This window comes from Roseateles sp., assembly GCF_036404855.1.
Taxonomy (GTDB): Bacteria; Pseudomonadota; Gammaproteobacteria; order Burkholderiales; family Burkholderiaceae_C; genus Pelomonas.
In genome coordinates this window covers 1-18941 of the sequence record NZ_DASWYS010000073.1, presented here as the reverse complement: position 1 = coordinate 18941, position 18941 = coordinate 1, and the positions used below count along the sequence as shown (strand labels likewise).

At 67.4% G+C, this 18941-nt stretch carries 19 protein-coding genes and 1 pseudogene; 16 read left to right on the top strand and 4 right to left on the bottom strand.

The genetic code is table 11. The features are described from left to right. The 16 genes from VGF12_RS05280 to acpS form a co-directional block, all read left to right on the top strand. A partial coding sequence (locus tag VGF12_RS05280) for an ACP S-malonyltransferase (protein ID WP_331174996.1) occupies nucleotides 1-460 on the top strand: 460 nt, incomplete at its 5' end. Between the two features lies 1 nt (nucleotide 461). Further along, nucleotides 462-1205: a 3-oxoacyl-ACP reductase FabG gene (fabG, locus tag VGF12_RS05275; protein WP_331174995.1), complete on the top strand. Its 744-nt coding sequence runs from the start codon at nucleotides 462-464 to the stop codon at nucleotides 1203-1205. An 87-nt stretch (nucleotides 1206-1292) separates the two neighbouring features. Further along, nucleotides 1293-1532, top strand: coding sequence for an acyl carrier protein (gene acpP / locus VGF12_RS05270; protein ID WP_056204266.1), 240 nt, complete (start codon nucleotides 1293-1295; stop codon nucleotides 1530-1532). A 42-nt stretch (nucleotides 1533-1574) separates the two neighbouring features. Next, nucleotides 1575-2819 (top strand): beta-ketoacyl-ACP synthase II, encoded by a 1245-nt coding sequence (gene fabF / locus VGF12_RS05265; protein WP_331174994.1) that lies wholly within the window; start codon nucleotides 1575-1577, stop codon nucleotides 2817-2819. 400 nt (nucleotides 2820-3219) lie between these two features. After that, the gene (locus tag VGF12_RS05260) at nucleotides 3220-3801 is read left to right on the top strand and encodes a sigma-70 family RNA polymerase sigma factor (RefSeq protein WP_331174993.1); all 582 of its coding nucleotides are present in this window, start codon (nucleotides 3220-3222) and stop codon (nucleotides 3799-3801) included. Further along, nucleotides 3795-4310 carry a sigma-E factor negative regulatory protein gene (locus tag VGF12_RS05255; protein ID WP_331174992.1) on the top strand — a complete coding sequence of 172 codons (516 nt, stop codon included), beginning with the start codon at nucleotides 3795-3797 and terminating at the stop codon, nucleotides 4308-4310. The genes VGF12_RS05260 and VGF12_RS05255 overlap by 7 nt, the downstream gene beginning before the upstream one ends. A 67-nt stretch (nucleotides 4311-4377) precedes the next feature. Further along, on the top strand, nucleotides 4378-5841 hold the full coding sequence (locus VGF12_RS05250) for a DegQ family serine endoprotease (protein WP_331174991.1): 1464 nt from the start codon (nucleotides 4378-4380) through the stop codon (nucleotides 5839-5841). Nucleotides 5842-6359: 518 nt separating this feature from the next. Next, nucleotides 6360-8168 carry a translation elongation factor 4 gene (lepA, locus tag VGF12_RS05245; RefSeq protein WP_331174990.1) on the top strand — a complete coding sequence of 603 codons (1809 nt, stop codon included), beginning with the start codon at nucleotides 6360-6362 and terminating at the stop codon, nucleotides 8166-8168. 31 nt (nucleotides 8169-8199) lie between these two features. Next, nucleotides 8200-9177: a signal peptidase I gene (gene lepB / locus VGF12_RS05240; protein ID WP_331174989.1), complete on the top strand. Its 978-nt coding sequence runs from the start codon at nucleotides 8200-8202 to the stop codon at nucleotides 9175-9177. Between the two features lie 14 nt (nucleotides 9178-9191). Next, on the top strand, nucleotides 9192-9584 hold the full coding sequence (locus VGF12_RS05235) for a DUF4845 domain-containing protein (protein ID WP_331174988.1): 393 nt from the start codon (nucleotides 9192-9194) through the stop codon (nucleotides 9582-9584). Between the two features lie 25 nt (nucleotides 9585-9609). After that, entirely contained in the window at nucleotides 9610-10302 is a 693-nt protein-coding gene (gene rnc / locus VGF12_RS05230; RefSeq protein WP_331174987.1) for a ribonuclease III, read from the top strand. After that, nucleotides 10299-11207, top strand: a complete 909-nt coding sequence (era, locus tag VGF12_RS05225) for a GTPase Era (RefSeq protein WP_331174986.1) — start codon at nucleotides 10299-10301, stop codon at nucleotides 11205-11207. Before rnc ends, era begins: the two co-directional genes overlap by 4 nt. A gap of 4 nt (nucleotides 11208-11211) precedes the next feature. Continuing rightward, complete coding sequence (gene recO / locus VGF12_RS05220; RefSeq protein WP_331174985.1) at nucleotides 11212-11964, top strand: DNA repair protein RecO; 753 nt, start codon at nucleotides 11212-11214, stop codon at nucleotides 11962-11964. Nucleotide 11965: 1 nt separating this feature from the next. Beyond that, nucleotides 11966-12733, top strand: coding sequence for a pyridoxine 5'-phosphate synthase (locus VGF12_RS05215; RefSeq protein ID WP_331174984.1), 768 nt, complete (start codon nucleotides 11966-11968; stop codon nucleotides 12731-12733). Next, on the top strand, nucleotides 12730-13233 hold the full coding sequence (locus tag VGF12_RS05210; RefSeq protein WP_331174983.1) for an N-acetyltransferase: 504 nt from the start codon (nucleotides 12730-12732) through the stop codon (nucleotides 13231-13233). The genes VGF12_RS05215 and VGF12_RS05210 overlap by 4 nt, the downstream gene beginning before the upstream one ends. Further along, complete coding sequence (gene acpS, locus VGF12_RS05205) at nucleotides 13230-13622, top strand: holo-ACP synthase (protein ID WP_331174982.1); 393 nt, start codon at nucleotides 13230-13232, stop codon at nucleotides 13620-13622. Before VGF12_RS05210 ends, acpS begins: the two co-directional genes overlap by 4 nt. Here acpS and VGF12_RS05200 read toward each other — a convergent pair. The 4 genes and pseudogenes from VGF12_RS05200 to VGF12_RS05185 all read right to left on the bottom strand — a co-directional run. Continuing rightward, nucleotides 13619-14629, bottom strand: a complete 1011-nt coding sequence (locus VGF12_RS05200) for a hypothetical protein (RefSeq protein ID WP_331174981.1) — start codon at nucleotides 14627-14629, stop codon at nucleotides 13619-13621. The genes acpS and VGF12_RS05200 overlap by 4 nt on opposite strands. A gap of 36 nt (nucleotides 14630-14665) precedes the next feature. After that, nucleotides 14666-16339, bottom strand: coding sequence for a hypothetical protein (locus VGF12_RS05195; protein ID WP_331174980.1), 1674 nt, complete (start codon nucleotides 16337-16339; stop codon nucleotides 14666-14668). A gap of 123 nt (nucleotides 16340-16462) precedes the next feature. Then, nucleotides 16463-18013 carry an oligopeptide:H+ symporter gene (locus VGF12_RS05190; RefSeq protein ID WP_331174979.1) on the bottom strand — a complete coding sequence of 517 codons (1551 nt, stop codon included), beginning with the start codon at nucleotides 18011-18013 and terminating at the stop codon, nucleotides 16463-16465. 73 nt (nucleotides 18014-18086) lie between these two features. Continuing rightward, nucleotides 18087-18941: pseudogene (locus VGF12_RS05185) on the bottom strand (ribonuclease E/G); the annotation flags it as partial.

The following is an 18941-nucleotide window of genomic DNA, read 5'->3' as shown; positions in this document are numbered from 1 at the left end:
CAACGATCCCAAGCAGACCGTCATCGCCGGCAGCAAGGCCGGCGCCGAGAAAGCCGCCGAGATCCTGAAGGCCGCAGGCGCCAAACGCGCACTGCCGCTGCCGGTGTCCGCGCCCTTCCACTCCAGCTTGATGAAGCCGGCTGCCGAGCGTCTGAAGGACAAGCTCGCCACCGTGCAGTTCCAGGCCGCCGCCTTCCCGGTGGTCAACAACATTGACGTGGCCGTGACGGACAACGCCGACGCGTTGCGCGACGCGCTGTATCGCCAGGCTTTCGGTCCGGTGCGCTGGGTCGAGGTCGTGCAGGCCCTCAAGGCCCGGGGCGTGGGCCACATCATCGAGGCCGGTCCCGGCAAGGTGCTGACCGGCATGGCCAAGCGCATCGATGCCGAGCTGCAGGCCGCGTGTGTCTTCGACCCTGCTTCGCTGGCCGAAGCGCGTGCGCTGCTGGGAGGTGGCTGACATGACTGAATCCACGAACAAGGGCGTCGCCCTCGTCACTGGCGCCAGCCGCGGCATTGGCCGCGCCATCGCGCTGGCCCTGGCCAACGAAGGCTGGCGCGTCATCGGCACGGCCACGTCGGAGTCCGGCGCCGCCGGCATCACCGAAGCCTTGGCCCCTCACGGGGGACGCGGCATCGTGCTGAACGTGACCGACGCTGCCGCGAGCCAGGCCGCCGTGGACGACATCGTCGCCAGGGACGGCGCTCTGAACGTCCTCGTCAACAATGCCGGCATCACCCGCGACACCCTGTCCATGCGGATGAAAGACGAGGACTGGGACGCCGTGCTGGACACCAACCTCAAGGCCGTCTTCCGCCTCGCCCGCGCCGCCACCAAGCCGATGATGAAGCAGCGCTCGGGCCGCATCATCAACATCACCTCGGTCGTCGGCGCCTCCGGCAATGCCGGCCAGGCCAACTACGCTGCCGCCAAGGCGGGCGTGGCCGGCCTGACCCGCTCACTGGCCCGCGAGCTGGGCAGCCGCGGCATCACGGTCAACTGCATCGCGCCGGGCTTCATCGCCACCGACATGACCGAGGTGCTGCCCGAGGCCCAGAAGGCCGCGCTGTTGGCACAGATCCCGCTGGGCCGCCTAGGCGCACCCGAGGAAATCGCCGCGGCGGTTGCCTTCCTGGCGTCACCCGGCGGTGCTTACATCACCGGCACCGAGCTGCACGTCAACGGCGGCATGTACATGGCCTGATCAGGCCCGGGCCCCCTGCTTTAGGGGCGCCCATCTAGAGCCCGTAGAATGCTGGGCTGTTTTCTGCAAACCCCTCCTGGAGGAGTCATGAGCGATATCGAAGCACGAGTCAAGAAAATCATCGCCGAGCAACTCGGCGTGGCGGAAGCCGACGTTACGAACGAGAAGGCTTTCGTTGCCGACCTGGGCGCCGATTCTCTGGACACCGTGGAACTGGTGATGGCCCTCGAAGACGAGTTCGGCATCGAGATCCCCGATGAAGAAGCCGAGAAGATCACCACCGTGCAGCTGGCGATCGACTACGCCGTCAAGCACCAGAAGGCCTGAGGCCTTTTCTCTCTCGCAACTCTGATCCCTGATCCGCACTGCATGACCCGTCGCCGCGTCGTCGTCACCGGTCTTGGCCTCATCAGTCCCGTCGGCAACACCGTTGCCGAAGGCTGGGCCAATATCCTCGCCGGACGTTCCGGCATCGCCACCGTCACCCGCTTCGATGCCAGCAATCTGGCATGCCATTTCGCGGGTGAGGTCAAGGGCTTCAAAATCGAGGATTACATCCCCGCCAAGGAAGCCCGGCACATGGATGGCTTCATCCATTACGGCTTGGCGGCGGCTTTCCAGGCAGTGCGTGATTCCGGCATCCCGACCGGCGATCAACTGACCGAAGAACAGGCCGAGCGCATCGGCGTGCTCGTGGGTTCCGGCATCGGCGGCTTGCCGCTGATCGAAGACACCCACACTGAGCTGATGAACCGCGGCCCGCGCCGCATCTCGCCGTTCTTCATCCCGGCCTCGATCATCAACATGATCTCGGGCCATGTGTCCATCAACTTCGGCTTCCAGGGACCCAACCTGGCGATCGTGACGGCCTGCACCACGGGCTTGCACGCCATCGGCGAAGCCGGCCGCCTCATTGAGTACGGCGACGCCGACGTGATGATCGCGGGCGGCGCCGAAGGTGCGGTGTCGGCGCTGGGCATTGGCGGCTTTGCCGCCGCTCGGGCGCTCTCCACCCGCAACGACGACCCCGCGACCGCCTCCCGTCCCTGGGACAAGGATCGCGATGGCTTCGTGCTGGGTGAGGGCGCTGGCGTGCTGGTGCTCGAGGAGTACGAGCACGCCAAGAAGCGCGGCGCCAAGATCTACTGCGAACTGTCGGGTTTCGGCATGGGTGCGGATGCGTACCACATGACGGCGCCCAACGTCGACGGCCCCAAGCGTTCCATGCGCGCGGCGCTGCGCAACGCAGGCGTCAACCCTGACCAGATCCAATACATGAATGCCCACGGCACCTCCACGCCGCTGGGTGACGTGAACGAGACCAACGCGATCAAGCTGGCTTTTGGCGACCACGCCAAGCAGATGGTCATCAGCTCGACCAAGTCCATGACCGGCCACCTGCTGGGCGGCGCGGGTGGCATCGAATCGGTCTTTACCGCGCTGGCCATCCGTGACCAGATCGCGCCGCCGACGATCAACATCTTCAACCAGGATCCCGAGTGCGACCTGGACTACTGTGCCAACGAGGCGCGGCCGATGAAGATCGAGTACGCCGCGAAGAACAACTTCGGTTTCGGCGGCACCAACGGCACGCTGATCTTCAAGCGCGTCTGACGACGCTGAGTTCCGGCGATGCGTCGCACGCCGCCGGTCGCCGCGCGCATCCTGCCTCAGCCGGCCTTGCAGGCCATCGCTCCTCGGATCGCGGCCTTCGCAGCCGCGGGGTCGGGGGCGCGGCACTTGGCGCTCGGGGCAGGGCCGGGTCGGCATGGCTGGGCGCCGCCACCGTCATGGCCTGGACCTGGTGTCGCACCGTGATGCTGCTGCGTCGGTGGCACCGGGAAGGCCAGGCCTGGCGCCTGACGGATCCTGGCTGCGCTGACAAGGCCCTGTTGCCCCTGGACCTGCTGATCGACCTCGGCCCGCGTGGGCTGCGGCCGTCACGCACTCGGCGGCAGGCAGAGGCGGCTTCGCGGGCACCGTTTTTCGCCGCGCCGGACGGCGCTGCACGGCAATGACGGCGGAGGCCGATGCGCTGCTGGTGCGGGAGGCCCAAAAGGGCAGCCGTGCCGCCTTCGACATGCTGGTGCTGAAGTACCAGCGTCGGGTCGAGCGCCTGCTGTCGCGCAGCGTCCGCGATCCCGCCGATGTGGCCGACCTCTGCCAGGAGACGTTCCTGGCTGCCTACCGCGCGCTGCCGGCTTTCCGCGGCGAGAGCGCCTTCTACACCTGGATCTACCGCATCGCCGTCAACGCCGCCAAGCGCCATCGTGCTCGCCAGCGCCCCGTTGAATCCCTGGACGATGACGAAGGAACTTTCGGCACGGACGCGACTCCAAGCGACGATGCGACCCCGGAGACCCTGCTCGCGGGGCGTCAGTTGGCCCGGGAACTGGACGACGCGGTCGCAGCCTTGGCTGAGGACCAGCGCCGGGCGCTGCTGCTGCGAGAGGTGGATGGTTTGAGCTACGACGAGATCGCCGACTTGATGGATTGCCCCCAGGGCACCGTGCGCTCGCGCATCTTCCGCGCGCGGGAGGCCATTGCCGCGCGGCTGCGTCCCCTGCTGGGGGGCGCTGGAGGGCGGCGATGGTGAGCCGTGCCGACGATGCGCTGACCGAAGCCCTGTCGGCCGTCATGGACGGGCGCGCGACGCCGGCCGACTGGGCGCGCGTGAGTGACGCTTGGGCACGAGACCCGGCCTTGCGCGATCGTTGGGCCCTTTGGCACACGGCCTCCGATGGACTTCGCACCGCTGAGCTGGCGCCGCTTCGCCGCGAACCCGATGCGCTGCTCGAAGCCCTGCATGCACAGCTGCCGGCCCCGGTGGCGTCGCAGCCGCGTGGGCGCGATTGGTGGCCCCCTCTTGCCGTCGCTGCCAGCTTTGTGGCTCTGGCCTTGGGTGTGGGCGCGTTGCGACCCGTTCCGGCGACGGACGCCTTCGTCGCCGCGGCAGCTGTCCCGACACCACGAGCGCAGGGGCTTAGCGGCCTGAGCTTTGCGCAGACGGCCGCAGGCCGTACGCTCCCCGGCGACGCACCCCCGGAAGTGATCGACTGGGGGCTGGCTCTGCCGGAGTCGGCCGCCTCCCGGCCCCTTCCTTGAAGCTGCGCCCCATCGCCCCATCTGTTCCGTCCTTCCCAGATCCCTTTCGTTGATTCCCGGAAATCCTATGCACGCTGAGAACCGCACCCACCCCGCGCGCGCGCGCTTCCTGCTTTCCAGCACGGCGCTGGCCTTTGCGCTGGCCCTGGGGCAGGCACCCGCCACCGCCCAGTCGCGCGAGCTGCCGGACTTCGCTGAATTGGTAGAGCGTGTCGGCCCAGCGGTCGTCAACATCCGCACGGCCGAGAAGGTCAGGATGGCCGAGGGTCAGGCCGAGATGAACGAGCAGATGCAGGAGTTCTTCCGCCGCTTCGGCATCCCGGTGCCCAACCAGCGCCGCGGCACGCCGCGCGGTGGCGGCACGCCGGATGATGATGGCCCCATGCGCCGCGGCGTCGGCTCGGGCTTCATCCTCAGTGCCGATGGCTATGTGTTGACCAACGCCCACGTCGTGCAGGGCGCAGACGAGGTCATCGTCACACTGACCGACAAGCGCGAACTCAAAGCCAAGATCATCGGTGCCGACCAACGCTCCGACGTGGCCGTCGTGAAGGTCGAGGCCTCGGGCCTGCCCGTCGTCAAGGTCGGCGACAGCAACAAGGCCCGCGTCGGCGAATGGGTCATGGCCATCGGCTCGCCGTTCGGGCTTGAGAACTCCGTGACGGCCGGCATCATCAGCGCCAAGCAGCGCGATACCGGCGACCTGCTGCCGCTGATCCAGACTGACGTGGCGATCAACCCAGGCAACTCCGGTGGCCCGCTGGTGAACATGCGCGGCGAGGTCATCGGCATCAATTCGCAGATCTACAGCCAGAGCGGCGGCTACATGGGCATCGCGTTCGCGATCCCGATTGCCGATGCGATCCGGGTGGCGGACGAACTGCGGGCCGGCGGCCGTGTCGTGCGTGGCTACCTCGGCGTGCTGCCTGACGACATCACCAAGGAGATCGCCGAGGCCATTGGCCTGGGCAAGCCGCAGGGCGCGGTGATCCGTTCGGTCATTCCCGGAAGCCCGGCCGAGAAGGCCGGTGTGGAGGGCGGTGACGTCGTCACCAAGGTCGACGGCAAGATCGTGGACAAGGCGGCCGACCTGCGTCGCCTCGTGGCCAACGTGAAGCCTGGCGCCAAGACGACGCTGACGGTGTTCCGTCGCGGTGCGACCAAGGACATCGTCGTCACCATCGGCGAGGACGAGCGCAGCAAGAAGCCGGGCAGTGACAGCGACGGCGGCCACGAGGCCCCGGCGACGGCGCCGAGTGCGGCCCTGGGACTCAAGGTGTCCGAGTTGAGCGAGGCGCAGCGCAAGGAGATGAAGCTCAAGTCCGGTATCAAGGTGGACAGCGCCACTGGTGCCGCAGCGCGTGCCGGGCTGCGCGAAGGCGATTTCATCCTCTCGGTGGACAACGTCGAGGTGACCTCGGTCAAGGCCTTCCAGGCTCAGATCGCCAAGGCGGACAAGGCCAAGGTCATCAACCTGGTGGTGCGCCGGGATGACGTGGTCAGCTTCGTCCTCCTCAAGCCGGCGCGCTGATGTCGCAGAAACCTGGGCTGTCTGCTCGGGCTTTCCGCGATGCGGCAAAGCGACGCCGGGCGGCGGCCAAGGTTGTCCACTGCTTCGGGAAGTTTGCGCCCGCTAACTTTCCGGAGGTTTCGTCGATTGTTCGTGCGGACCGCTAAAATCCGGCCCAGACGCGTCGCTGAATGGGTGTCTGTCGACGGAATCGACGCCCGTCGACAGCGCCCTGATTTGATCCACAGGCGATCCACAGGAACTTGTGGATAAGCTGTGGGTAAAAATCCTTGTTGGCAGCCTGCAACGGCCGGAAAACCAATGCTGGTGCGGTTTCCCGGCCGGGCCTTTTGGCTACAATGAAGGCCCAACAAGCAGTTGCCATACCTTTTGTTGGAAGGCACGTCGCCTCTTCGACGTGCCTTTTTTTTGCCTGCCGCCGCGCGGCTTCACCGCGCTTCACTTCGCTTTGCGAAGTCAGCGTGCGGCGCAACGGCCCCAAGCCGTTGTGTCCATCAGCACTGCGCTGCCGAGATCAGATGAACCACATCCGCAATTTCTCCATCATTGCCCACATCGACCACGGCAAGAGCACCCTGGCCGATCGCATCATCCAGCGCTGCGGAGGGCTGAGCGACCGGGAGATGGAAGCGCAGGTGCTGGATTCGATGGATCTGGAGCGTGAGCGTGGCATCACGATCAAGGCGCAGACGGCCGCGCTCCAGTACAAGGCCAAGGACGGGCAGGTCTACAACCTGAACCTGATCGACACGCCGGGGCACGTGGACTTCTCATATGAAGTGAGCCGTTCTCTGTCGGCGTGCGAGGGCGCACTGCTGGTGGTCGACGCATCCCAGGGCGTGGAAGCGCAGACGGTGGCCAACTGCTACACGGCGCTGGACCTGGGTGTCGAGGTCGTGCCGGTGCTGAACAAGATGGACCTGCCGTCCGCCGACCCGGACAACGCCAAGGCCGAGATCGAGGACGTCATCGGCATCGACGCCGATAACGCCATCCCCTGCTCGGCCAAGACAGGCATGGGCATCGACGAGATCCTGGAAGCCGTCATCACCCGCATGCCGGCGCCGCGCGGCAATCCCGAGGCCGCGCCGCGCGCCATGATCATCGACGCCTGGTTCGACAACTACGTCGGCGTCGTCATGCTGGTGCGCGTGGTGGACGGCGAGCTGCGCAAGAGTGAGCGCATCCGCATGATGGCGACCAACGCCGTCTATCCCATCGAGCACCTGGGCGTGTTCACGCCCAAGAGCGAGAACCGCGACGCGCTGAAGGCCGGCGAGGTGGGCTTCATCATCTGCGGCATCAAGGAGCTCGCTGCTGCCAAGGTCGGCGACACCATCACGCTGGAAAAGAAGCTGCCCAACAACGCCGGCCCGGCGACCGAGGCGCTGCCCGGCTTCAAGGAGATCCAGCCCCAGGTGTTCGCGGGCCTGTATCCCACCGAGGCCAGCGAGTACGACCAGTTGCGCGACGCGCTGGAGAAGCTCAGCCTCAACGACGCCTCGCTCCGCTACGAGCCCGAGGTCAGCCAGGCGCTGGGCTTCGGCTTCCGCTGTGGCTTCCTGGGCCTGCTGCACATGGAAATCGTGCAGGAGCGCCTGGAGCGTGAATTCGACCAGGACCTCGTCACCACGGCGCCCAGCGTCATCTACGAGGTGGAGCTGAACGACGGCGAGGTCATCCAGGTCGAGAACCCCTCCAAGATGCCCGACATCGGCCGCATGCGCGAGATCCGCGAGCCGATCGTCACGGTGCACCTGTACATGCCGCAGGACTATGTCGGCGTCGTCATGACGCTGGCCAACCAGAAGCGCGGCATCCAGCTCAACATGGCCTACCACGGCAAGCAGGTCATGTTGACCTACGAGATCCCGCTGGCCGAGATCGTGCTGGACTTCTTCGACAAGCTGAAGTCGGCCTCGCGCGGCTATGCGTCCATGGACTATGAGTTCAAGGAATACCGGGCGGCCGACGTCGTCAAGGTCGACATCATGATCAACGGCGACCGCGTCGATCCGCTGGCCATGATCGTCCATCGCAGCCAGAGCCAGTACCGCGGCCGCGCCGTGGCCGCCAAGATGCGCGAGCAGATCCCGCGCCAGATGTACGACGTGGCCATCCAGGCCGCCATTGGCGCCAACATCATCGCGCGCGAGAACATCAAGGCGCTGCGCAAGAACGTGCTGGCAAAATGCTACGGCGGTGACATCACCCGCAAGCGCAAGCTGCTGGAAAAGCAAAAGGCCGGCAAGAAGCGCATGAAGCAGATCGGCTCGGTGGAAGTGCCGCAAGAAGCCTTCCTCGCCATCCTGCAAGTCGACGATTGAACTCCCCCATCCAGCCTTGAAAACCTCCCTGATGAGCGCTCTGACCGGTGTTTTGTACGCGGCCCTGGTGGCCTATCTGGGTGGCTGGTACGTCGGCCGCTGGAACGGCAACTTCGCGTTGCTGCTCTTCATCCTGACGACGGTCACGCTGTTCTACTGGCTGGCCGAGCGCTTCCATTTCGCGCCCGCCCGTCGCGCAGCGGCCGATGCGCTGGCCGCCAATGACGCCAAACGCCGCGAGACCCTGGCCGCCCAGGGCATCTCGCGCGTGGATGGCGATATCGAGCCGGCCCGCCAACAGATCCTGCAGCAGCCCTGGTGGCTGGACTGGACCGCGGGCCTGTTCCCGGTCATCCTCGTGGTCTTCCTGCTGCGCAGCTTCCTGTTCGAGCCGTTCAAGATCCCGTCGGGCTCGATGGTGCCCACGCTGCTCGTGGGCGACCTCATCCTCGTCAACAAGTTCCACTACGGCGTCCGCCTGCCGGTGCTGAACAAGAAGATCATCGCCAACAACGACGTCAAGCGTGGCGACGTGATGGTCTTCCGCTACCCGGAGGATCCCAGCACCGACTTCATCAAGCGCGTGGCCGGTATCCCGGGCGATGAGGTGAGCTACATCAACCAGAAGCTCTACATCAACGGCCAGGCCGCTCCCGTTCAGCCCCAGGGCAACTTCTACGACGAGGATGGCCGCGTCTACCGTCAGCGCTTCCTGGAGAAGCTGGGCGAGAAGGAGCATCAGATCCTCGTCCAGCCGGACGCGCAGCGCTTCTTCCGCGCCGATCGTGCCGACGGCCCGTTCCCATTCAGCGAGAACTGCCGCTACACCATCGAGGGCGTGACCTGCAAGGTGCCGGCCGGTCACTACTTCATGCTGGGCGACAACCGTGACAACTCGCGCGATTCACGCTTCTGGGGTTTCGTGCCCGACGAGAACATCGTCGGCAAGGCCTTCTTGGTCTGGATGAATTTCGGTAACCTCAAGCGCGTCGGAACCTTCTTCGATTGATTCGATTGATGCAGATGAGCCACCGTCGTCCCGCTCGTACCACCTTCCCGTCTTCTCCGCGCAGCCAGCGCGGCCTCACGCTGATCGGCCTGCTGTTCTGGGGCGGTGTCATCGCCGTGGTGGCCGTCATCGGCATGAAGGTCTTCCCGACCGTGCTCGAGTACTACACCGTACAGCGCGTCGTGGACCGCATCGCGGCGGGCAACCCCGCCACCGTGCCTCAGGTGCGTCAGGAGTTCGACAAGGCCAGGCAGGTCGAGTACTCCATCCAAAGCATCAGCGGCGGCGACCTGGTCGTCACCAAGGACGGCAGCGACAAGGTGGTCATCGAGTTCGCCTGGGACCGCGAGATCGACCTGTTCGGCCCGGTCTACCTGATGATCAAGTACCGGGGCAAATCGCGTTGACCGTGTCGACGCCGGCCTCGCGTCAATGAACGCTGCGCTCGACGACCTGCAACGCCGCCTCGGCCATCGCTTCCAGCGGACCGAGCTGCTGGCCCGCGCGCTGACGCATCGGAGCTACGGCGCGGACCACAACGAGCGGCTGGAATTCCTCGGCGACGCCGTGCTGAGCCTGGCTGTCTCCAGCCTGCTCTACGAGCGTTACGCCGGCTCCGATGAGGGTGACCTGACCCGCGTGCGCGCCCACCTCGTGCGCGAGGACAGTCTGCACAAGCTGGGACTGGCCCTGGGACTGCCGACCGTGCTGAAAATGTCCGACGGTGAGGCCCGTGGCGGCGGCGCGCAGCGCCCCTCCATCCTGGCTGACGCCGTCGAGGCCCTGCTCGGCGCCGCCTACATGGACGCCGGCTACGACGCCGCGCTGGGCATCGTGCGCCGCCTGCTCGGCGAGACCATTGCCACCTCGACCAGCGCCGGCGACTTTGCCAAGGACGCCAAGACCGCGCTGCAGGAGTGGCTGCAGGCCCGCCGCATCGCCGTGCCGAGCTACCGTATCGTCGCGACACGGGGGCAGGCCCATGCCCAGACCTTCGAGGTCGAATGCGCCGTGCCGGCGCTCGACGTCGCCGAACTGGGTGTCGGCCGCTCCCGCCGCACCGCCGAGCAGGAGGCCGCCCGCCGCCTGCTGGATAGACTGACTGCCGAACGAGGCAAACCATGACTGAGCCCAAGCCCGCATCCGAAGTACCGCAGCGCTGTGGCCTGATCGCCATCGTCGGCCGCCCTAACGTGGGCAAGTCGACACTGCTCAATGCCCTGGTGGGCCAGAAGGTCAGCATCACGTCCGACAAGGCGCAGACCACCCGCCACCGCATCACTGGCGTGCGCACGGTGGACGAGGCGCAGTTCGTCTTCGTCGACACCCCGGGTTTTCAGACCAAGCACAACGCCGCGCTGAACCGAACCCTGAACCGCACGGTGCATGGCGTGCTGGCCGACGTGGACCTGGTGCTGTTCGTCGTCGAGGCCGGCCGCTTCGGCCTGGACGACGCCAAGGTGCTGGGCCTGCTGCCGGAGGACAAGCCGGTCGTGCTGATCGCCAACAAGCTGGACGCCGTGCATCGACGCGCCGAGCTGGCGCCCTGGCTCAAGGGCATGCAGGAGCGTCGCAACTTCGCCGAGTTCGTGCCGCTGTCGGCCAAGAAGGAAGCGGACGTGACCCGCCTCTTCAAAATCCTGAAGCCCTACCTGCCGGAGCAGGGCTGGTTCTACGACGAGGACGCGCTGACCGACCGCAGTGAGAAGTTCCTGGCCAGCGAGATCATCCGCGAGAAGCTGTTCCGCCTGACCGGCGACGAGCTGCCCTACACCTCCACCGTCGTCATCGACAAGTGGGAAGAGGAGGGCGAGCTGCGCCGCATCAGCGCCAGCATCGTCGTCGAGCGTGACGCCCACAAGGGCATGATCATCGGCCAGGGCGGCGAGCGCCTGAAGCGGATCGGCTCGGAGTCGCGTCAGGAGCTGGAGCACCTGATGGACGGCCGCGTGTTCCTGGAGCTGTGGGTCAAGGTGCGCTCCGGCTGGGCGGATACCGAAGAGCATCTGCGCAGCTACGGCTACGAGTGATCCCGTGAGCGCCAGCCGCACCCCGTCGGTGCAGCCCGCGTACGTGCTGCACCAGCATGACTGGAGCGAGTCCAGCCTGATCCTCGATCTGTTCACGCGCGAGTCCGGGCGCATCGCCGTGGCAGCCAAGGGCGCCAAGCGGCCTTACTCGCAGCTGCGCGCCGTGCTGCTGCCGCTGCAGCGCATCACCGTCAGCCTGTCTCGGCCTGCCAAGGCCGACGGCGGCGAGGTGCAGACGCTGCGCAGTGCCGAGTGGGGCGGCGGGGCGACCCTGCCCCATGGTGCCGCACTGTTCTCCGGCTATTACCTCAACGAGCTGCTGCTCAAGCTGATGGCGCGCCACGACCCGCATCCGCAGCTCTTCGACGCCTATGCCGATGCGTTGGCTCACCTCGCAGAAGGAGACGCCGTGCTGCGAGCCTTCGAGATCAAGCTGCTGGCGGAACTGGGGCTGCTGCCCGACCTGAGCGTCGTCACGCCGACCCAGGCACCCATTGATCCCGCCCGGCGCTACCAGCTGTCCGCCGAGTCCGGCCTCATCCCGCCCACCGGCGACGCCAGTCTCCCCGGCGCGCTGCTGATCCAGATCCAGGCCGCGCTGTTGCACGGCAGCCCTTCCGCGTTGCGTCAGACCTGCGCGGCGGCGCCCCAAATCTTGAAGACCACGCTGCGTGGCCTGCTCCACTACCATCTGGGCCACCAGCCGTTGCGCACCCGCGCACTGATGGTGGACGTGCAACAACTGCTCGATGCCTGAGATGAATCCTCTCGCCCACGCCGACCACCGCTGCGCCCTGTCGGTCAACGTCAACAAGGTTGCGTTGCTGCGCAACACCCGCCATCTCGGCATCCCGAGCGTGCTGCGTGCCGCTGAGCAATGCCTGCTGGCGGGCGCGCAAGGCATCACGGTCCACCCTCGGCCGGATGCCCGCCACATCCGCGCTGGCGACGTCGACGACCTCGCTGCCTTCCTGAAGGACTGGTCCCACGCGGAGTTCAACATCGAGGGCAACCCGACGCAGAACCTGATGGACTTCGTGCGCCGCCACCGCCCGCACCAGGTCACTTTCGTGCCCGACGCGGAAGATCAGTTCACCTCCGACCATGGCTGGACGCTGCCGACCGATGCCGAGCGCCTGCGCCCGTTGATCCAGGAAGCGCAGGGGCTGGGCGTGCGCGTCAGCCTCTTCATGGACCCCAACCCTGCCACCATGGCCGCCGTGGCCGAGCTGGGCGCGGACCGCATCGAGCTGTACACCGAATCCTTCGCCAGCGCCTTCGGCACGGCGCGCCAGGCCGAGGTGCTGGACAGCTTCACGGCGACGGCCGAGGCGGCCTTGAAGGTCGGCCTGGGCATCAATGCCGGCCACGACCTCAATCGTGACAACCTCAGCGTCTTCCTGCGTCACGTGCCCGGCGTGCTGGAGGCCTCGATCGGCCACGCTCTCATCGCCGACGCGCTGGAGCTGGGCTATGCCGAGACGGTGCGCGCCTACTTGCGCGTCATCGCGACGGCGTACGCATGAACCTGCGGCGCGCCCGCGCAGACGATGCCTCTCGCCTCGCTGCGCTCGCGCACTGGGTGTGGCTGGACGCCTATGCCAAGGACGGCGTGGAGCCGCGCTTCCTGCCCTATCTGGCAGCGTCGTTCACGCCGGCCGCGTTCGAGCAGCTGATCGCCGACCCGCAGCAGGCGCTGTGGCTGGTGGAGGGCGAGCGTGGTGCAGTGCAAGGCTTCGCCCAGCTCCGGCAGGGCGTGCTGGCACCGACGTCGGCTGCCGAGCCTTGGCGAGTCGAGTTGGAGCGGCTCTATGTCGCGCCGCCTTGCACCGGGCAAGGCGTGGGTGCACGTTTGCTGGGCGCCGCGCGTGGCCACTGGCCGGGCGAGGCGCTGTGGCTCAGCGTCTGGGTGGGCAACGACGGCGCCCAGCGCTTCTATCGCCGTGAGGGCGGTCGCATCATCGGCGAGACCGACTTCGTGCTCGATGGCCAGCCCATCCGCAACCTCCTGTTTGCTTTTCCATGATCTACGGCATCGGTACCGACATCTGCGACATCCGCCGCATCGAGGCCACGCTGGCTCGTCGCGGCGAACGCTTTGCCGAGAAGGTGCTGGGGCCGGACGAGCTCAGGGTCTTCCGGGCCCGCCGCGCGCGCGCCGAGGCGAGAGGCCTGCGCTACCTGGCGACGCGCTTTTCTGCCAAGGAAGCTTTCAGCAAAGCCATCGGCCTGGGCCTGCATCTGCCGATGCGCCTGCCGGACTGCCAGATCCTCAACGAGGCCAGCGGGCGGCCGGTGCTGAAGCTCTCCGGCGCGCTGGCGGACTGGTTCGCCGAGCGGAACTTGAGCGGGCAGGTGACGCTCAGCGACGAGACCGACTACGCGGTCAGCTTCGTCGTCGTCGAAAAGACCTAGGGCTTCTTCTTGGCGGCCGGCTTGGCCAGCGATTCGCCCTTGGACTGCATGTCCATGTCCATCTCCATCAGCATGCGCCCGTTGTCGGGGCCGTTCATCGTCATCTTCATGTTCATCGACAGGCGGCTGGCCTGCTGAAGCCGGTCGGCCAGGCGCAGCGAGCTGCTGCCCTTGCCGCTGCCGCTGATCACCATCTGCATCATCGGGGGTGGGGCATCGGCAGCGTCGGCTCCAGCGGCAGATGCCGCCGACGCAGCTGCCGCGGGGCGGGGCAGCGGGGTGTTGATGTCCATCTTGAGGTCCATGGCCAGGTCGAAATGAGCCACCCCGTTGGCCACGCGGACCAGCGTGTAGCGCACCGTGCTCTGCATGTTGCCCGCGCTGCCAGGCATGGGCATGGGCAGGGCCATGTTGAACGGAACATCGACGCTTTCGCCAATCTTCAGCGGCCGCTGGCTCAGCGCCTTATACAGCTGCAGGGCCTCGCCGATCACGGCAGTGGCCTGCTGGCCCATGGCGGCCTTCAGCTCCGGCGAACCGCCATCGAACTGCTGCACGTCGAAGCTGAAGTCCTTGGGATTGAAGCGGGCAGAGAAGCTCAGATCGCCCGTCTTGCTCTTGGGCAGCGGTGTCGTCCTGCCGCCCACCTCCATGGTGCCGCTCTTGTTGCTGACGGACACGGTCACCGGCAGCCACCCCCCGGTGTCGGCCATGCCGACCTTCATGACCTGCTGCATCTGCAGGGCCATCTTCACAGGTCCGGTCTGGCTCATCTGCGTCGCTGTCTGGGCGATCTTGGCGCGTTGTTCCTCAGTGGCATCCGGACCGGCTTCGAGACGCATGCGCATGACGGCCTGCATGTCGATCGTCTGGCGCTGATGCTGGCCGGCGCGTGGTGTGGTGTCGAAGCTGACGGTAGCTGGCGCCGCCTGCGCCGACAGGTTGAGGCCCAGAAGTGTGGCCAGCAAGGTCAGGCGCGACAGGCGCAGTGAGGAGGCAAAGGTCACGAGAGCAACTCCATGAAGAAACGAAAAAGGGGGGCGTCAGCGCGGGTGGAACAGCAGTCGTTCGGCCAGCTCGCGCCGGGCCGGGGGCTGGGCCGGCAGCCGATCGAGCAGGGCGATGACGGGCTCGCAGGCGGTGCCGGAACCCGGGGAGTCAGGTGCGTCCGCCCACAGTCGGGCCAGCATGCCCTGAGCCGCCGGCCCGACCGAGCGGCTGAGCACCTCGATCTCGATACCGCTCGGGGGCTTGGGTTGCCGGCGTGCTGGCGGGCTGCTGGCGACGTCCAGCAGCCATTGGGTCTCGCGGACCTGCAGTTCCTGCGGCACCTGCTGGCGTGCGCCCAGGCGGCCATCCAACAGGTCTCGGCAGGCCGGACGGGCGCCCGGCTGGGCCGGCGCGCGCAGCGCCTTCAGTTGGTCGGCGACGATCTGCACATAGCGCCGGCGCAGGACGCCGTCCGCGCCGTTGACCAGGCCGGGCATCTGCGCTGCCAGCGGCGCCAGGGCGGCGGCCTGGACGACGTCGTCGGCGGCGCCGGCCGCGCGCGCGGCAGACATGCGACGGGCGACCGTGTCTACGGTGCCGGGTGCGCGCCGGTCCAGCGCCTCCCAGACCGGATGCATGCGCAGCGCATCGTCGTAGTCGGCCAGGGGCGCGGCGATGGGCGGCAGTGAGATGGCCATGGTGCGTGGCGACGGCGCGATCAGTGCATGCGCCTGCAGCTCCTCGCGCGGCACGAACCACATGCTGTTCGAAGCGGTGCGCAGCGTCTTGTCGATCATGCTCTGCGGCAGGCCCAGCTCCCGGTAGGTCTTGGCCAATTGCTGGTTGGCCAGCTCCTCGAAGACGGGGTTGTAGGTGCCGGTCGAGGCGCGGTGGAAGCCCAACTGCCCCTCCGGCGCCAGGTGGCGCGGGCTGCCTGCCAGGAAGACCAGCGTGCAGGCGCTGGCACAGGTGCCCACGGCGCGCGCTTCATGGCGGTGCTCCTTCAACGCGCTGGCCATGCGTTCGGCCTCGCGCACGCGGCCGCCCGGCGAGGACAATTCCACGCGCTTGAGTCCGCGTGCAGCCTCGCTGCCCAGCAGGGTGCGCAGCCGCTCACCGTCGCCCATGCCGATGACGCCGTCCAGGCGCAAACTGCGGCCGTCGGCGGAGAAGCTGAACTTGGCTTGGCCTATCGGGTCAATCCCGCGTGCCATCTGCCAGAACTCGTCCATGCTGGGTAGGAAACCGAACAGCACAGAGACAGCGAGCTGCAGGGTACCGAGCACGAGGCTGATGCGGGCCAGCCAGCCCCACAGCAGCGAGCCGTGGTGATGCAGATAGGCCGTGGCCGCGCGCCAGGTGCCGACCAGGCACCAGACGTCCAGTGCGACCAGCAGCGGGAAGCCCAACAGCACCACGATGGCGCTGACCTGCAGCGAGTCACCCTTGACGCTGATCCAGCTCATCAGGCCGGACAGCAGCAGGGCCAGCGGCGCGGCGACGAGGAAGTTGTTCAGCCAGTAGCTGCGCGCCAGGCTCAGCTCGCCCCGCCAGTGGCGGGCGAAATAACCCGTCTTCGGCGCAGCGGTGGGGCGCGGCACGCGGCCCGGCTTGGGGCGCGGGCGGTGCGAGGCCTGTTGCCAGGCTGCCGGTGCCTCGGCAGGCGGCGGCGACGCGAGGGGCTCCGCGGCGGCTGACGTCGGGTCGATGTAGGGGCGCTGGGTCATGCAGGCACCGTCAGAAATAAGAATGCCGCCCGGCGGGCAACCGGGCGGCATCGTAGATGCGCGGCACGTGTGCAGCGCGGCGGGCGGCCCGGGTAATTTCACCCTTGCCGGCCCGGAGCGGCGTCAGCCGCGGTAGTTGTTCTGCATCGGGTAGCGCCGCGCCACCAGCGCGAACAGCAGTGCCGCCACCAACGCGAAGCCGGCGAAGAAGAACATCAGGCAGGCGGTCTCGCTGTAGCCGGTGGCGTGGATGGCCGCCAGCGCGCCGGGGCTCTTGATGCTGACGTTGGACAGCAGCACCCACAGATTGCCCACCGTCACCGACAGGCTCCAGAAGCTCATGATGGTGCCCTTCATGGACAAGGGCGCCTGGCTGTAAGCGAACTCCAGGCCGGTGGCCGACACCAGCACCTCGCCCAGCGTCAGTGCCACATATGGCAGCATCTGCCAGACGATGCTGACCGTGTCGCCGGCGTCCAGCCAGAGCTGCAGCGTGCCGGCAAAGATCCAGGCGACGCCGGCCAGCGCAAGGCCCGCGCCCATGCGGCGCAGCGCCGTGACCTTCAGGCCCATGCGCGCCAGCGCCGGGTAGAGCACCAGGTTGTTGAAGGGGATGAGGATCATCACCAGCGCCGGGTTCAGCGCCTGCATCATGGAGGACTGGAACCACTCGGGCTTGGCCATCTGGTCTGCCTGCAGTACCCAGGTCGAGGCCTTCTGGTCGAACAGCGACCAGAACGGCGTGACGAGGGCGAACAGCACCAGCACGCGCAGCACGGAGCGCGCACCGTCCACCGCTTCGTCCGGATGCACGCCACGCGCACGCTCCAGCTGCAGTGCGGCACCGATGCCACCGAAGCCCATCACGAGCACCAGCGCCAGGCAGACTGCGGCGACGAAGCCCAGGCTGCCCATCTGGCTCAGGCTGTAGGCCGCGCCGACCAGCCCCAGCGCCGCAACGCCCAGACCGAGGCCGCCGGCCTTCAGCGCCGTCCACACCACCTTCAGGAAGCTGTGCGGGTTGGCGCCGCGCGGCGGCTGGTGCACGTACTTCTTGCGGCCGCTCCAAAGGATCAGCGTCGCCACGCCCATCAGCACGCCCGGGAGACCGAAGGCCACGCTGGCGCCGAAGGCCTTGAGGATCACGGGCATCAGCAGCGAGGCGAAGAAGCTGCCGAAGTTGATGATCCAGTAGAAGGCGTCGTAGACCTTCTGTGCCAGCGAGCGGTTGCTCTTGTCGAACTGGTCGCCGACGAAGCTGCTGACCAGCGGCTTGATGCCGCCCGAGCCGAGCGAGATCAGGAACAAGCCGAAGTAGAAGCCGCGGATGTTGTCCTCGAAGATCGCCAGGCAGGCATGACCCGCGCAATAGACGAGGCTGAGCCAGAAGATGGTGGGGTACTTGCCGAAGAAGCGGTCGGCCAGCCAGCCGCCCAGCAGCGGGAAGAAATAGACACCGATGACGAAGGTGTGGAACACCTCCTTGGCCTCGGCCTTGCGCAGGTCCTCGGGGATGGCCAGCAGCAAGCTGGTCATCATGAAGACCGTCAGGATGTTGCGCATGCCGTAGAAGCTGAAGCGCTCGCATCCCTCGTTGCCGATGATGTAGGGGATCTGCGGCGGCATCTTGGCCGGCGCCGTGTTCGCGTGGAGGTTCGCGGTAGTCGTGCTCATGGACGCCTCGATGAAGGTCGAGAAAGCAAAACGCCGCCGGCTTGTGACCGGCGGCGTTTCAGGGGTCAGCCGGTCACGCCTCGAAAGGCAGCTTGACCTGGCTCAGGTCCTTGCGGGTCTCGACGAGCACCAGCGGACCTTCGTCGACGACCACGACCGGCGCCGGCTCGCGGCCAAGCGCGGCCGGTGTGGGCTCGGCGGCGATGGCGGCCTGGGCGGCGGCGATCTTGTCGGCGTCGGAGTTGACCCATTGCAGGCCGGCGCCTTCGGCAATGGCTTGCAGCTCGTTCATCGGCAGCTTGAAGGCTTCGACGACCGGTGCCGGGGCTGGGACGGGCGCAGGCGCGGCGACCATGGGTGCCGGTGCCGGTGCCGGCGCAGCGGCCATGGCGTCCTCGATCAGCGAGCTCTGCACCGGAGCAGCGGGAGCGGCCTGCTCGGCGGCGGCGGTCTCGTCGTTGGCCAGCGTGTCCTGACCTTCGACGGCACCTTCCTCACGGCGGTTGCGATTGCGGTTGCGACCACCGCGGCGGCGGTTTTCACGGCCATGGCCTTCGCCAGCGTCATCGCTCTCGACCGGCGGCACGCCGTCGGCGGGGGCTTCGGCCGGCGTTTGCGCGGCAGCGTCGACGGTGCCTTCTGCGGCTTCTGCGCCGGCAGTGCCGGACGAATCCTCACGGTCGCGACCCCCGCGGCGGCGGCGGCGGCCACGGCCTTGGCGCTCCTCGCCCGCCGGCGTGTCACCGGTCGGAGGCAGGGCGGCTTCGGCTTGGCTGTCGACGAAGGTGGGCGGCGCGTCGTGGACGGCGGCCAGGTCCTCGCTCAGCGGCGCAACGGCCGGCAGGGCGGCCACGGCTTCGACCGGCGGGCGCTCCTGACGCTCGCCACGTGGGCGGCGCTCGCCACGTTCACCGCGCTCGGGGCGCTG

Bases quoted from the DNA above. Each gene is read 5' to 3' on its own strand.
- fabG (WP_331174995.1), top strand. From the start codon at position 462: ATGACTGAATCCACGAACAAGGGCGTCGCCCTCGTCACTGGCGCCAGC.
- acpP (WP_056204266.1), top strand. From the start codon at position 1,293: ATGAGCGATATCGAAGCACGAGTCAAGAAAATCATCGCCGAGCAACTC.
- fabF (WP_331174994.1), top strand. From the start codon at position 1,575: ATGACCCGTCGCCGCGTCGTCGTCACCGGTCTTGGCCTCATCAGTCCC.
- VGF12_RS05260 (WP_331174993.1), top strand. From the start codon at position 3,220: ATGACGGCGGAGGCCGATGCGCTGCTGGTGCGGGAGGCCCAAAAGGGC.
- VGF12_RS05255 (WP_331174992.1), top strand. From the start codon at position 3,795: ATGGTGAGCCGTGCCGACGATGCGCTGACCGAAGCCCTGTCGGCCGTC.
- VGF12_RS05250 (WP_331174991.1), top strand. From the start codon at position 4,378: ATGCACGCTGAGAACCGCACCCACCCCGCGCGCGCGCGCTTCCTGCTT.
- lepA (WP_331174990.1), top strand. From the start codon at position 6,360: ATGAACCACATCCGCAATTTCTCCATCATTGCCCACATCGACCACGGC.
- lepB (WP_331174989.1), top strand. From the start codon at position 8,200: ATGAGCGCTCTGACCGGTGTTTTGTACGCGGCCCTGGTGGCCTATCTG.
- VGF12_RS05235 (WP_331174988.1), top strand. From the start codon at position 9,192: ATGAGCCACCGTCGTCCCGCTCGTACCACCTTCCCGTCTTCTCCGCGC.
- rnc (WP_331174987.1), top strand. From the start codon at position 9,610: ATGAACGCTGCGCTCGACGACCTGCAACGCCGCCTCGGCCATCGCTTC.
- era (WP_331174986.1), top strand. From the start codon at position 10,299: ATGACTGAGCCCAAGCCCGCATCCGAAGTACCGCAGCGCTGTGGCCTG.
- VGF12_RS05215 (WP_331174984.1), top strand. From the start codon at position 11,966: ATGAATCCTCTCGCCCACGCCGACCACCGCTGCGCCCTGTCGGTCAAC.
- VGF12_RS05210 (WP_331174983.1), top strand. From the start codon at position 12,730: ATGAACCTGCGGCGCGCCCGCGCAGACGATGCCTCTCGCCTCGCTGCG.
- acpS (WP_331174982.1), top strand. From the start codon at position 13,230: ATGATCTACGGCATCGGTACCGACATCTGCGACATCCGCCGCATCGAG.
- VGF12_RS05195 (WP_331174980.1), bottom strand. From the start codon at position 16,339: ATGACCCAGCGCCCCTACATCGACCCGACGTCAGCCGCCGCGGAGCCC.
- VGF12_RS05190 (WP_331174979.1), bottom strand. From the start codon at position 18,013: ATGAGCACGACTACCGCGAACCTCCACGCGAACACGGCGCCGGCCAAG.